At 59.9% G+C, this 13093-nt stretch carries 14 protein-coding genes and 1 tRNA gene; 6 read left to right on the top strand and 9 right to left on the bottom strand.

Annotation, left to right across the window (positions count from 1 at the left end; all coding sequences use genetic code 11):
- The 5 genes from IB285_RS06270 to IB285_RS06250 are packed head-to-tail and all read left to right on the top strand — an operon-like array spanning window position 1 to window position 4150.
- Window positions 1-363, top strand: a complete 363-nt coding sequence (locus tag IB285_RS06270) for a cupin domain-containing protein (RefSeq protein ID WP_190787370.1) — start codon at window positions 1-3, stop codon at window positions 361-363.
- A 3-nt stretch (window positions 364-366) separates the two neighbouring features.
- Entirely contained in the window at window positions 367-1686 is a 1320-nt protein-coding gene (locus tag IB285_RS06265; RefSeq protein ID WP_190787369.1) for an MFS transporter, read from the top strand.
- A gap of 12 nt (window positions 1687-1698) precedes the next feature.
- Window positions 1699-2451 (top strand): SDR family NAD(P)-dependent oxidoreductase, encoded by a 753-nt coding sequence (locus tag IB285_RS06260; protein WP_190787368.1) that lies wholly within the window; start codon window positions 1699-1701, stop codon window positions 2449-2451.
- A 12-nt stretch (window positions 2452-2463) separates the two neighbouring features.
- Window positions 2464-3102, top strand: coding sequence for a bifunctional 4-hydroxy-2-oxoglutarate aldolase/2-dehydro-3-deoxy-phosphogluconate aldolase (locus tag IB285_RS06255; RefSeq protein WP_190787367.1), 639 nt, complete (start codon window positions 2464-2466; stop codon window positions 3100-3102).
- Between the two features lie 16 nt (window positions 3103-3118).
- The gene (locus IB285_RS06250; protein ID WP_190787366.1) at window positions 3119-4150 is read left to right on the top strand and encodes a sugar kinase; all 1032 of its coding nucleotides are present in this window, start codon (window positions 3119-3121) and stop codon (window positions 4148-4150) included.
- Window positions 4151-4469: 319 nt separating this feature from the next.
- Here IB285_RS06250 and IB285_RS06245 read toward each other — a convergent pair whose 3' ends face one another.
- From IB285_RS06245 to IB285_RS06230, 5 genes are all read right to left on the bottom strand, one after another.
- Window positions 4470-4721 (bottom strand): helix-turn-helix domain-containing protein, encoded by a 252-nt coding sequence (locus IB285_RS06245; RefSeq protein WP_190787365.1) that lies wholly within the window; start codon window positions 4719-4721, stop codon window positions 4470-4472.
- Between the two features lie 523 nt (window positions 4722-5244).
- Window positions 5245-5520: an HNH endonuclease gene (locus IB285_RS15170; RefSeq protein WP_407925602.1), complete on the bottom strand. Its 276-nt coding sequence runs from the start codon at window positions 5518-5520 to the stop codon at window positions 5245-5247.
- Window positions 5521-5618: 98 nt separating this feature from the next.
- Entirely contained in the window at window positions 5619-6557 is a 939-nt protein-coding gene (locus tag IB285_RS06240; protein WP_190787364.1) for a HEPN domain-containing protein, read from the bottom strand.
- 398 nt (window positions 6558-6955) lie between these two features.
- Window positions 6956-7031: transfer RNA gene (locus IB285_RS06235), tRNA-Lys, on the bottom strand.
- Window positions 7032-7132: 101 nt separating this feature from the next.
- A complete protein-coding gene (locus IB285_RS06230) occupies window positions 7133-7471 on the bottom strand; it encodes a hypothetical protein (protein ID WP_190787363.1) in 339 nt (112 codons plus the stop codon).
- A 231-nt stretch (window positions 7472-7702) separates the two neighbouring features.
- On the opposite strand from IB285_RS06230, the gene IB285_RS06225 reads away from it, so the two are divergent.
- The gene (locus tag IB285_RS06225; protein WP_190787362.1) at window positions 7703-8413 is read left to right on the top strand and encodes a helix-turn-helix transcriptional regulator; all 711 of its coding nucleotides are present in this window, start codon (window positions 7703-7705) and stop codon (window positions 8411-8413) included.
- Between the two features lie 9 nt (window positions 8414-8422).
- Here the strand turns inward: IB285_RS06225 and rodA are convergent, their stop codons facing one another.
- The 4 genes from rodA to mreC are packed head-to-tail and all read right to left on the bottom strand — an operon-like array spanning window position 8423 to window position 13087.
- The gene (rodA, locus tag IB285_RS06220) at window positions 8423-9541 is read right to left on the bottom strand and encodes a rod shape-determining protein RodA (RefSeq protein ID WP_190787361.1); all 1119 of its coding nucleotides are present in this window, start codon (window positions 9539-9541) and stop codon (window positions 8423-8425) included.
- Window positions 9538-11619: a penicillin-binding protein 2 gene (mrdA, locus tag IB285_RS06215; protein ID WP_190787360.1), complete on the bottom strand. Its 2082-nt coding sequence runs from the start codon at window positions 11617-11619 to the stop codon at window positions 9538-9540. The genes rodA and mrdA overlap by 4 nt, the downstream gene beginning before the upstream one ends.
- On the bottom strand, window positions 11619-12182 hold the full coding sequence (locus IB285_RS06210) for a rod shape-determining protein MreD (protein WP_190787359.1): 564 nt from the start codon (window positions 12180-12182) through the stop codon (window positions 11619-11621). The genes mrdA and IB285_RS06210 overlap by 1 nt, the downstream gene beginning before the upstream one ends.
- Complete coding sequence (gene mreC, locus IB285_RS06205) at window positions 12179-13087, bottom strand: rod shape-determining protein MreC (protein ID WP_190787358.1); 909 nt, start codon at window positions 13085-13087, stop codon at window positions 12179-12181. Before mreC ends, IB285_RS06210 begins: the two co-directional genes overlap by 4 nt.
- Window positions 13088-13093: the final 6 nt, after the last annotated feature.

The raw sequence follows: 13093 nt of genomic DNA, 5'->3' as shown, positions 1-13093 counted from the left end.
ATGGCTGCAATTGCAGAAGCGCACAGCTCGCCCTTCGTAGTCGCGAAGGACACCCCCAAGGAAAATCTGGGCGAGGGCATAACGCGACAGATCCTGGGCTACGGGCCGGAAATCATGGTCGTGCGGGTCTGGTTCGATCGCGGCGCGGTCGGGCAAGTGCATGCTCACCGGCATAGCCAGTCGACCTATGTCGAAAGCGGCAGGTTCGAGGTTTTCATCGATGGCGAGAAGCGCGTGCTCGAAGCGGGCGACAGCTTCTACGTAGCCCCGCATCTCGACCATGGAGCGGTGTGTCTGGAGGCTGGCGTGCTGATCGACACGTTCAGCCCGCTGCGCGAAGATTTCCTGAGCGAGGGGGCTTGATCCATGAAGATTAAAGGCTTTCGCTGGTGGGTTGTGGGCCTCGTGGCGCTCGCAACCATCATCAACTATATCGACCGCCAGACGATCAACGTGCTATGGCCGGGAAACATCGCTCCGGAACTGTTTCCGGACATGGATGCCGACGGGCACAAATACATCCTCGGTGTCATCAGCACGGTCTTCATCTTTGCCTATGCGGCGGGCCAGGCGATTTTCGGCAAGATTTTCGACTGGATCGGAACGCGGCTCGGCTTCGTGCTCTCGATCGGCGTATGGTCGCTCGCGACTGCCGCCCACGCTCTTGCACAAGGCGTTCTGAGCTTCAGCATCTTCCGCGCAATCCTCGGCGTCGCAGAAGCGGGCAACTGGCCCGGCGCGACCAAGGCGAACGCGGAGTGGTTCCCGACCAAGGAGCGCGCGCTCGCCCAAGGCATCTTCAACTCCGGCGCTGCCATCGGCGGTATCATCTCGATCCCGCTGATCGGCTACATGGCGGTGTTCCTCGACTGGAAGATCATTTTCATCCTCGTCGGTCTGGTTGGCTTGCTGTGGCTCGTGCCGTGGTGGTTCATCGTCAAGGCCCCGCCACAAGGGCATGACTGGCTGTCCGATGAAGAGCGCGAATACATCCTTACTGGGCAGAAAGTCGAAGACAGCGGAAGCGACGATGGGGACGGCTACAATCCAGGAACAGGCGAGCTGCTGTCGCGCAAGGAAAGCTGGGGCGTTATCATCGCCTCGGCCGCGATCGACCCGATCTGGTGGCTCTTCATCGTGTGGATTCCGACCTATCTCGTCGAGGTCCATAATTTCAACGTGAAGGACGTCGCAGCGTCGGGCTGGCTGCCGTTTGTCGGTGCGATGCTGGGGGCGTGGTTTGGCGGGCTGCTTGCCCAAAACCGCCTGAAGGCGGGCTGGAGCGTCAACGCGACCCGAAAGCTCACGATCACGCTCGGCAGCCTCATCATGCTGCCCGCGCTTCTTGCCCTGTCGGCGGCATCAACACCGTGGCTCGCGCTGTGGCTCATGTTCACGATCCTGTTTGGCTTCCAGACCGCAATCGGAAACGTGCAGACCCTTCCAAGCGATCTTTACGGCAAGCGTACCGTGGGCACGCTGTCGGGCATCGCCGGAATGGGTGCGAAGCTAAGCGCGGCCGCGCTGACCTATCTTGTGCCGATCATGACCGCAGGGGCGAACTACTACTCTGTCTTCGTCCTAGGCGCAGCGCTTTCGCTAACAGCGATTGCCAGCGTCTGGCTGCTGTGCGGCGAAATCAAACCACTGAAACCGACAGCGGCCGCTGGCCGCGCTCATTCCTAAGGGGGACTATCAATGAAATTCGCAGGCAAGACCGCAGTGGTGACCGGAGGCAGCCGCGACATCGGGCGTGCAATTTGCGTCAAGCTCGCCAGCGAAGGCGCGAGTGTCGTTGTCAATTACAACAGCAACGAGAAGGACGCTGACGCCACAATTGCCGAGATCGAAACCGCCGGTGGCAAGGGTATCAAGGTAAAGGCGGACGTCACGAAGTCAGCCGATGTCGAGGCATTGATCGCTGCAACCCGTGAGGCTTTCAGCGATGAAATCCACCTGTTGGTCAACAATGCAGGCGGCCTTGTCGCGCGCAAAACACTCGCCGAAATGGACGAGGAATTCTTCAACTTCGTCATGCAGCTCAACACGACCTCGACGTTCCTCGCCTGCAAGGCCGCCGTGCCGCATATGGGTGGAGGCGCCGCGATCGTGAACCTTGCGAGCCTCGCCGGACGCGATGGCGGAGGTGGCGGAGCCATCGCGTATGCCACATCGAAAGGCGCGGTGATGACGATGACCCGCGCCCTTGCGAAAGAGCTTGGTCCAAAGGGCATCCGGGTTAATGCGATCTGCCCTGGCATGATTGCAACGACGTTCCACGACAAGTTCACCCCGGATGCCGCGCGCGAGAATGTCGCCAATTCAACCCCGCTCAAGCGTCAGGGTCGTGCAGACGAAACCGCCGATCTCGTCGCTTATCTCGCTTCGGAAGAAGCCTCTTTCATCACCGGCGCGAATATCGACATCAATGGCGGCCTTGCCTTCTCATGATGGGATGAGATGATGAGCGACACACTTCCTGAACGCCTGGCCGCCGCGCCTGTCGTCCCGCTAATCGGCGAGAACAATCCTTCACGCGCGGTGAGGATTGCCCAAGCCTTGGCCGCCGGGGGGCTGGCCGTGCTCGAAGTGGTCATGCGAAGCTCAGACGCGCAAAAAGGCATGGAAGCGATCCTTGCCGAAACCGAGGGGCTGATTGTTGGCGCGGGAACCGTTCTGACCCTCGATCAGGCCAAGTCGGTGCGGGCGAGCGGAGCAGAATTCATCGTCTCGCCCGGCCTCGTTGACGAGATTGCTCTATACTGCCTGGACGAGGGCATCCCATTCTTTCCGGGCACCATGACTGCGGGTGAAGTCCAGCGCGCCTTTGCGCTGGGCCTGCGCGAGGTCAAATTCTTCCCCGCAAGCCTCGCGGGCGGTGTGCCCATGCTCAAGGCGTTGTCCTCGGTCTTTCGCGAGATGCGGTTCATGCCGACGGGCGGCGTGTCAGCCCGCAACCTCGCAGAATTTCTCGAACTTCCCAGTGTGCTGGCCTGCGGTGGCAGCTGGCTTACGCCCAAGGACGCCGTCGCAATCGCCGACTATTCCAAAATCACCAACCTGGCGAGCGAGGCAGTGGCCATCGCCAAAGCAGGTCGCTGAACGAAAGCTCCTTCCCATGGCTGAATTCCTGTCTTTCGGTGAAATCATGCTTCGGCTCAAAACGCCGGGCCATCAGCGATTTTTCCAGTCCCCCGAGTTCGAGGCGACTTTTGGTGGTGGCGAGGCCAATGTCGCGGTCGCGCTCAGCAATTACGGTCTTGATGCCGGGTTCGTAAGCGCGCTGCCGAACAATGACATCGGCGACAACGCCATCATGGAACTGCGCAAGTTCGGCGTCGATACCGCGCATGTCAGCCGATCGGGCGACCGGGTCGGAATTTACTTTCTCGAAACCGGCTCTAACCAGCGCCCGTCCAAGGTCATCTATGATCGCGCGAATTCTTCGATCTGCAATGCGAGCGCCGATGAATTCGACTGGCCTACCATCTTTGCAGGCGCAAAGTGGCTTCACATCACCGGTATCACTCCAGCGCTCAGCCAATCGGCCGCAGACCTGTCGATGGCTTGCGTCACAGCCGCCAAGGATGCCGGACTTACCGTCAGCTGCGACTTCAACTTTCGCGGCAAGCTCTGGAAATACGGCAAGACCGCTCCGCAAGTCATGCGCGAACTCGTCAAGTACGTCGATGTCGGCATCGCGAACGAGGAAGACTGCCAGAAGTCGCTCGATATTTCGGTCGATGTCGATGTGGAGTCGGGTGAGCTCGACACCGCCAAATATGAAGCGCTGGGCCAGAAGGTGCTGGACACCTATCCGGACATGCACACGATCGCGATTACGCTTCGCGAAAGCCTGAGCGCGGATCGCAACAACTGGTCGGCCTGCCTGCGCACCCGCGATGATGGCTTCATGCTGTCGCGCAAATATGAACTGACCGACATCGTCGATCGCGTCGGTGGTGGGGACAGCTTCGCCTCGGCACTGATCTTCGGCCTCAACGCTTATAAAGACCGTCAGCAAAGCCTCGAATTCGCGGTCGCCGCGAGCGCGCTCAAGCACACCATCATGGGCGATTTCAACCGCGTGACCGTACCTGAGGTCGAAAAGCTCATGAGCGGTGACGGGTCAGGCCGAGTGCAGCGGTGAGGCGTTATGGCGAAAACCATGCTCGAAGTCTTCTTGGGACATAGCTGTCCAAGCTTGTCGGCCGTGCAAGATCGGTCGGCGAACGACAACTTAGCGCGCGATCAGGAGCTCTTCGAGCACAGTATTTCCAGAGAGCTGGTAGAGGACTTGGCGAGCGATTGCCTTCACTCTGGCTTATGAGCACTGCGAGATTTGCCTCCATGGCCTCGCCATCGATCATTGGCACAGCGAATGTCCGCTTTTGAGCTTGCGGCGTGGGCCCCGAATGTCCGCTATTGGGGCGCATAGCAGACTCCACCTAGTCGCAACTTCAGGATGACTACTGCCGGTTGTCAATCTGATTGACCGCCTTGCGTTTGCGCTCGACCAGGGTCCTCAAACTCTCAGTCAATACCAACGTCGAGCTACCAAGCTTGATGTACTCGATCTCTCCTTCGCCGATGAGCACGTAAAGCGTGCTGCGACCGATCCCGAGATAGCGACAGGCCTCCGGCACGCGCATCGCGATCGGCTCGATGTCGGTTTGGCGTTTCTGGCTGGCTCGTGGGTCGTTGGCGCCTGATGTCGACATGCCCGTCGGTCCTCTCATTTACCGGGTGATGACGGACCGACCTGGGGGACATGGAGCGGAGCAGGTCTGGCCCGCCATCGAGATCGATTATCCCTCAATGAGGGCGGGATGCGCCACATGACGTTTCTACGCTGGGGTTGCCGTTTTCACGCCATTGCGCCGATGGATCACCGTGCTCGGTCGAAATGCATTCAAGCGCATCCCTACGGACGAGCACGGACTTGCACTTTGGGGTATGTCGAGGCCGCATTGAGCAGAACTCGACCAAGCGCCGTCGCCAGATTGCTTGAAAAGAAACAGCTTTTGGAGGGAGCCGCCGCCGGGTTGTTCCGGGTGCTGTCGCCTATTGTTCAACAAAACCAACCACCTGCAGACCGACCGACGGCGCTGCTTTAATCTTGCCATCCCACTCATCTCAAAAATCAGACGTTCACGGACGATGGTCTTTTCGGCGCGCACAGCTTGCACAGAACCTGCAAACGCCATGCATTCGATCTGCAGCGTGGCTGCACCGAGCGCGCACCTAGCGTGTGTTTCTGACCCCGCCTTTGAAGGTTGGCTTGAAGCTCTTCGGGCGCTTCGCAAGCCGAGCCGTGACGAATTCCAACCAGATCAGTTCGCACCCGGTTGGCGGACGATCGGCCCGTTGCTGGTTGCAGCGTTGGTGCTTCAGGAGACCATTGTTGAGCGTTCTGCCGCCGCCTGCACTGCGCGTCGTGACATGATCGAAGTGGTGTATGAAGGCTCGAACCTCTTCAGCCGAGAAGCGCTCGGCACATGCTCTCAGCACCCCGCGCATAGCGATCCTTGCGCCCAGCGAAGGGCCCGGAGCTGTGCTGCACGTTGCCTGGTAGCGACCATGGTAAATGCATCTAGACTGTCAGAATGGAAACCGGGTTAAGCCTTGTCTGGTCGCGCCCTTGCGTCAGCCTTGAGCTTTTCGAGGCGCTCGGTGCACACCTCGTGGACAACGCAGCCCAGGTCCTCGACCTGCTCACCGAGCCATTCGAGTTCTTCTTTGGTGATGCGATAGTGCTTCGAGTAGCGCGCCTTGACGTAGGCTTCCTTGAGCTTTTCGAAGCGGGCGCGGTCGCGCTTTGTCTCGCGCGGCCAGACATGGGTCAGACGCGCATCGATGCGTTCGGCCTGGGTGCGCAGGAAGCCAAGATTGTGCACATGCGGTGTGTAAAAGGTGCAGACCAGAAGCACACAATGGTACAGGCGCTCGCACGCTTGGTGCATGTTGAACGCAGCTTCGCGTAAGCCACCGTCGTCCGCTAGAAACCCTGCTGCCTTCTTGAAGCGGTTAGCGCTCGGCATCCACTCGTCGAAATATTCCTGCGCCATGGCCAGCGCCTGCGTGGGCGTCTTGGGCTTCGGCGTGTGCAGCTCTGCGTCGTCTGACTGGTAGAGCGCGACTCCGTCATCCTTTACGTCCATGAAGAAGTAGCGCCCATGTGCGAGCCCATCGTTCACTTCCTGCAGGGTGTGAACGATGAAGTTGACCGGTGTCTTCAGCGTTTTGGTGACACCATATTCGCGCATCAAGCGGTCATCGAGCTTCGCCCAATACTTCACGCGGTCGGTCAGCCGCTTGTCATTGACAATGATAAGCAGGTCGTAGTCTGACTGGTAGCCTTTGGCCGTATGCGGCTCGTCGACCCAGGTGCCGCGCGCGTAACTGCCGTAGAGTATCACTTTGAGGATGCGCCCGGCCTTCTTCCATTCGTGCCGGGCCAGCGCAAAGGCATCGTCGAATTCTTCGAAGATCAGCTGCACCACGCGTTCCAGCTCGCGCTGCTTTTGCGGAGGCAGATGATCGAGGTCGGTCTTCATCACTCAGTTTCTAGCAAGTTGCTGGCATACTTGCACCTGCCGAGCACACTTCATCCGCAACACTAAGTGATTTGAAAAATCGACTTGGCTCGTCCGGACGCCGTCAATACCAAGAAATGGGGAGGGGTGCGAAACGGACCCGTGCTAGTCGAAAAATGGATGATCTGGGACGGTCTTGGATCGGTGCCGAGAAGGATTTGGAGAGTACATCGCAATGTGCCGCGCGGCGCGGGCACTCCCGAAATCCTGACGAATCAGCGCTAGGCCGCGCGCCTCTACGCCAGCATTTCCAAAGGCTTCCCGCCACAGCGCGGGGGCAATTGATTACGTGGTGATTAAACGGGCCTCGACACCCCTTTGGAAGGGGTGTACTATCGACGGTAAGTCTTTGAGAAGATTGGTGGACGCACTAGGGTTCGAACCTAGGACCCGCTGATTAAGAGTCAGCTGCTCTACCAACTGAGCTATGCGTCCTTATCGATCAACATCGATTGCTTTACATTCGAGCGAGCCTGGCTACGCGTCGAATCAACTGAGGCGCTGCATATAGCTACACTTTCCCAGATGAAAAGGGGTCATGCTGCATCGCTGTGCGCGATCTCATCGAGGTTCTGCCGCATTTCAGCGGTCAGCTCCAATCGAGATTGAAGCACATCGTGAAGATCGCGTTCGATGATGATCATCTTGGAACGCTCAAGTTCCGCGGCCGCCCTCAAAGCTTCGGGCTGGGACAGCTGCGTAATATTGTGCAAATGCCGCAAGGTGGTCTCATAACCTTGGCTTTCTCGCACGCGAATGGCCTTGGCAATCGCCGCAGCGTGAGCCGCCCCAGCGTTACCTTGAGGTTCTGGGACACGCCCGGTGCGGAACACTTTCCCGCACAAGCGAACGGTAATCTCGCGGAAGCGAAACACGGCTGTCTCCATTCAATTGACGGCGTGGCTAAAGAGTGCCTGGCGACAGGGGCCCTTGGGGGTGAACCCGGCCGCCAGGGCTTTCACGTCCAACGTTGCCGACTGGGAGGACCGTCGGCGTGCGACCCGAACGCGGGCGCTCCGTGGAGCAACCGTAACTCCATATGGCGCTAGTTTACGTTAGCGGAAAGTCGCCCAGTTAGGTGACGTGGTGTATCCTGTGCCATCGTCATGCAGCGTTATTTTGGCAAGATCGAAGGGCTTCAGGATATCGGAGACGTGCTCTGGTATGCGGTCGGCGTGTGCGAGGATTTGGGGGTCATCCGCCAAAGCTATCATTTCACTCCGCTTTTTGAAGATCCGACGTCGGCGCGCACGGTTGTCCATGCCGTTGGCTTCGACCGCGAATGGCTCAAATGCTACGACGAATCGGACTTTCGCCGGAAGGACCCGATTCCGGCCCGCATTATGGGCCATGGCAGCATGATGACCTGGCAGGAGGCCATGAAGCTCGGTCCCAATACGGCGGAAAACGAAGAATACTTCGTAGCGATGAAACGGTTCGGTCTAGTCCATGGCTTCGGTGTTCCGCTTTTTGGCCCGCGCGGGCGCAGTGCATACGCGTCGTTCGACTTCGGGCATCCGATCTCCGAAGAGAGTGAGGCCACACTCGGGACTATACGCAGCGTATCACAGGCAGCGCATCAGCGCGTTTGTGTTTTGCTCGATGAGCATGAGGGCACTGTCGACCTCTCGCAGCGCGAGCAGGAGGTGCTGGAATGGATCGTGAAGGGTAAGTCCGTATCCGCTATTGCGGGTATTCTGGAGCTGTCTCCTGATACCGTCAAAACCTATGCCAAGCGGATCTATGCAAAGCTGGACACGACAGACCGGGTAGGCGCGGTTGTCAGAGCCCTGAAGCTAGGGCTGGTGAACGTTTAAACTGCGGGGTTAGCTCTCAAGTCCGCCGCGCGGTGCGTTGCGGTTCCAGCGGTTCACCATCATCAGTGCACCGATGCAGATCATGTTGGTGAGCATCGATGATCCCCCGTGGCTCATGAAGGGGAGGGGGATGCCGACCACGGGCGCGAAACCCATCACCATCAGCAGATTGACCGCGATGTAGAAAAATATCGTCGCAACCATACCGGAGGCGAGAAGGCTGGAGAACCGGTCGCGCGATTGCAGCGCGACCTTCCAGCCCCAACGCATGATGATGGCGAAGATGGCGATGACGAAGAGCCCGCCTATCAGCCCCCATTCCTCGGCCATGGTCGCAAACACGAAATCGGTATGCGGTTCGGGAAGGTATTGCAGGTGGCTTTGCGAGCCGTTGTTGAAGCCCTTGCCGAAGATGCCGCCGGAACCGATCGCGATCTTTGACTGGGTAATGTGATAGCCAGCGCCCAGCGGATCTGCCTCAGGATCGAACATCGTCAGCACGCGCCGCTGCTGATACTCCTGCAGCCCGAAATAGAAAACGAGCGGGGCGGCCGCGGCCGCCGCGACCCCGGCTCCTATGAACCAGCGCAGGGGCAAACCGGCGAGAAGCATGACCACGCCTCCTCCGAACGCGATCGCGAGTGAGGTCCCAAGGTCGGGTTGAAGCAAGACGAGGCCCACGGGTACCGCGATCATGGCGCCGGGAACCAGCAGCGAGCGCCAGCTGGCTATCAGTCCGACAGGTAGCGAGGAGAAGTACAGCGCCAGCGCGACGACGATGACCGGCTTCATAAGCTCCGATGGCTGAAGCACCATGAAGCCCAGGTCGAGCCAGCGCTGGCTTCCGCCGCCGACCTGCCCGATGATTTCCACCGCGATCAGCAGCATCAGCACTACGATGTAGGCAGGGTAGGTAAGGAACCGTACCAGCTCGCGGGGAAGCGAAGCGATGATGGCGGCCATCACCAGAAACACTCCGAACCTTACGAGATGCGACGAGGCATAGGGATCCATCGATCCGCCCGCCGCCGAATACAGGACGGCAGCACCGAAGGCGACGAGCAGGAACAGCGGGATGAGCATGCCCCATGGCTGGCGCGATATCGGATCGGGGATAATCCGGTTCATTCGCCCGGCACCGAAACTGGCGGCGGAGAACCCGAAGCAGCCGGGTCGGGGCGGGGCGCAATCGCGTCACCGGCAATCGCCTCGGACTGCGCGGCAGCGAGCCGAGCCTCGGCCTCTACCTGGTCGAAAATGTCCTCATCGCGCCGCGGTGGCGGCTTTACGGTGGCGCCGCGTTCGGAAGCATAGGCGGCGTAGCGTTGATCGAGACGTTGCTGCGCGGTGCCGCCCCATTGTTCTTCGAGCGCTTTCAGCGCCTCGATTCCCTTTTGAGGATCGAACATGAAGGTCATCACGTCGCGGGCGATCGGATAGGCTGCACCCGAGCCGCCGCCATGCTCGATCACCACGGCCCCCGCATAGCGCGGGCTTTCGAGTGGGGCGAAGAAGGTGAACAGGCCGTGGTCCCGGTACTTCCACGGACCGCTTCGTCCGTCCGAAACGGAAAGCGAAACGACCTGCGCCGTGCCGGTCTTGCCAGCCATCTTGATATCGTCGAATGGCAAACGCCCGCGTCCGGCTGTGCCCGGACCGTTGACGACATCGCTCATCGCCTGACGGATGTAGGAAACCTGATCGTCGGGAAAATCGACCTGGTTGAACCCGCGCGGCTCTGCATTCATCGTCAACCGCGGCTCGACATGACGCCCGGTCGCGAGACGTGTGCTCATCACCGCGAGCTGAAGCGGACTGGTGAGATAATATCCCTGCCCGATCGAAGCGTTCACGGTGTCGTAGGGCTGCCATTCGCTGCCGAACTTGTTGAGCTTCCAATCAGGGGTGGGGACAGTCCCGTAAAACTGGCTGGTGACCGGGAGCGGAAACTCTTGGCCTAGCCCAAGATACTTCGCCATCGCCGCGACTTTATCGAAGCCGACACGCTGCGCGAAGTGGTAGAAATAGCTGTCGCAAGACTGGTAAATCGCCTTGCCCATGTTGACGACGCCGTGATTGCTCCAGCAATTGAAAAAACGGTTCCCGATCCGGCGTCCGCCGCCGCACACGATCGTCTCTTCGGGATCGATCCCTTCCTGCAAGAACGCCATGCAATGCATTGGCTTTACAGTGGAGCCCGGCGGATACAGTCCCTTCAAAACCTTGTTGCGGAGCGGCACGCGCTGGTCTTCGCGCAGCATGGCGTACTCAACGCTGCCGATACCGTCTGAAAAACTGTTCGGATCGAAGCTTGGCATCGATGCCATGCACAGCAGGTCGCCGGTTTGGCAGTCCATGACCACCACCGATCCGCTTTCGAGGCCGATGCGGCGGGCGGCGTAGTCTTGAAGCGGGCCATCGATGGTCAGTTTGACCGGATCGCCCTGAATATCTTCGCGCGTTTCGAGATCGCGAATGATCCGCCCGGAAGCCGTAACCTCAACCCGGCGCGCGCCGGGAGTTCCGCGCAATTCCTGTTCGAACTGCTTTTCCAGGCCGTCCTTGCCGATCTTGTAACCGGGGGTGATGAGCAGCGGATTGCGGTCCTGTTCGTATTCCTCCTCCGATGCCGGGCCGACATATCCGATCAAATGGCCCACGGTGGCGCCGGTCGGATAGAAGCGGGAAAAGCCGCGCTGGGGAACCACGCCCTGCATGTCGGGCAAGCGGACGCTGAGCGCTGCAAATTGCTTGTAGTCGAGACCGCTGGCGACCTCCACAGGGGCGAAGCCGCGTGCGACCGAGAGCTCCTGCTTGATATCGGCAATGCGCGCTTCGTTCAGTTCGAGCAGCTCGCCAAGCCGATCGATGGTCTCGTCGGGATCCGCCAGTCTTTCAGGGATGACATCAACGCGAAAATCGGCCCGGTTCGAAGCCAAAGGCGCGCCATTGCGGTCGAGTATCCAACCCCGGCGGGGAGGAATGAGCGTGAGGTTTACGCGGTTGCTCTCCGATTCAAGCCGGTACTTCTCGTTTTCGGCAATCGCGAGATAGCCCATGCGCACAGCCAGCAACACACCGATACCGCCCTGGATTGTGCCGATCACCATGCTGCGCCGGTCGAACCGGTTCTTCAGAGTGGCGGCGTTGACGAGCGGCCCGCGGCTTCTGACGCCGCCTTTCTTCTTTTTGAACAATCCAGCCATTAATCGACCCTTCTGGAACGAGCGAGCCGGAAACGGTCAAGCCACGCGATCACGCGCGCGGCTACCGGATATAGCAGGATTGCCAGAACGATCTGCGGGATCGCGGCAAGAAACAGATAGGATGTGAGGGTCGCGCCGGAAACCACCATAGCCAACAGAATATAGCCAACCAGCGCTAGACCTGCGGTGAACCAATCCTGCCAAAACCCGCGCCATGGGAAGCGTGTTTCGATGATCTCAAGTGCAATCATGGTCACCGACCATAGCAGGATCGCACTGCCGAACGGTTGACCGCTGAACAGATCATCGAATGCACCAAGGGGCACGCCGATCCAGAGCGGCAGGAAACCGGGACGCATGATCCGCCAACCCACCAGCATCATGAAACCAAGCGGCGGCAGGAGCGGCATCGTCGGCGCAAGAAACAGCGCAGGGATCAGCGAACCGATCAGGATGCTGACATAGGGCACCGTGTTCGCGCGCCACGGGGCGACTGTGCGATTGATTCCGCCGCTAAAGCGGCTCGCGCTCCGCTGGGGAGGAGGGCCAAGCGTATCTCTCATCGATCGCTTTCGGCCTCTTCAAGCGTGGTTTCGGTCGGTACCAGCGCCGAATCTGTGGCGGCTTCTTCATAGATCGGCTCGATCGACACAAAGTCGGTGGCCGAAGGATCTGCGATAAGCCGAGCGATGCCGCCATCAGGTGTCAGCTCGCTCAGGACCCCGACAGCAACGCCGGGGCGATAATATCCGCCCGTTCCGCTCGTCACGAACACATCGCCAACTTCCAGCGGGTTGAGCCCAAGATTAATCAGCCGGATGCGAAGCAGACCGTCTCCGCGCCCCTCCGCAAACGCTACCGTTTCATCGGTGGATCGCCGGACCGGCAGCACGCTTTCCGTGTCGGTCAGCAGCAGGATACGCGACGAGCGCCTTGCGACCTCGAGCACGCGCCCGACCACACCGCGCGCCGACCGCACGGGCATGCCCACTTCGATGCCTTCGCTCCGACCCTTACCGATATAGGCGAACCGCCGACTGCTGGTCGCGGTCGATCCGACCAGCCGCGCGACTGCGACCGGTTCGATCTGACTTTCGGAAAGGGCGACGAGCGATTTCAACCGCTCGTTTTCCTGTTCGACCGCTTTTGCTTCCTCAAGCCTGATGCGCGCGATCTCCACTTCCTCGCGCAGGGCTGCGTTCTGACGCCCGGCATTCCAGAAGGCCGAGATTGTGTCCCACACATCATTCGAGGTGCTGCGAACAGCCGCAGTGCCTTCACCCACCGGCGAGACAACATCGTTGGCGCCGCCTCTCAGCGGGGCGAGGGCGGGGGGCTGCCAAAGCGACAATGCGAGAAGGGCGAGGCCAAGCACCGCACCGAGAGCGGCGAGCACGTAACCTGTAAAAACCGAATACTGGGCCCTTTTCGAAAATCCCGATGATCGGCGCGATGACGGCGGCGCCATACCCGC

Source organism: Erythrobacter rubeus (genome assembly GCF_014705715.1).
In the GTDB taxonomy this organism is placed as follows: domain Bacteria; phylum Pseudomonadota; class Alphaproteobacteria; order Sphingomonadales; family Sphingomonadaceae; genus Erythrobacter; species Erythrobacter rubeus.
The sequence above is the reverse complement of the archived record's forward strand: the minus strand, read 5'-3'. Positions and strand labels throughout refer to the sequence as shown.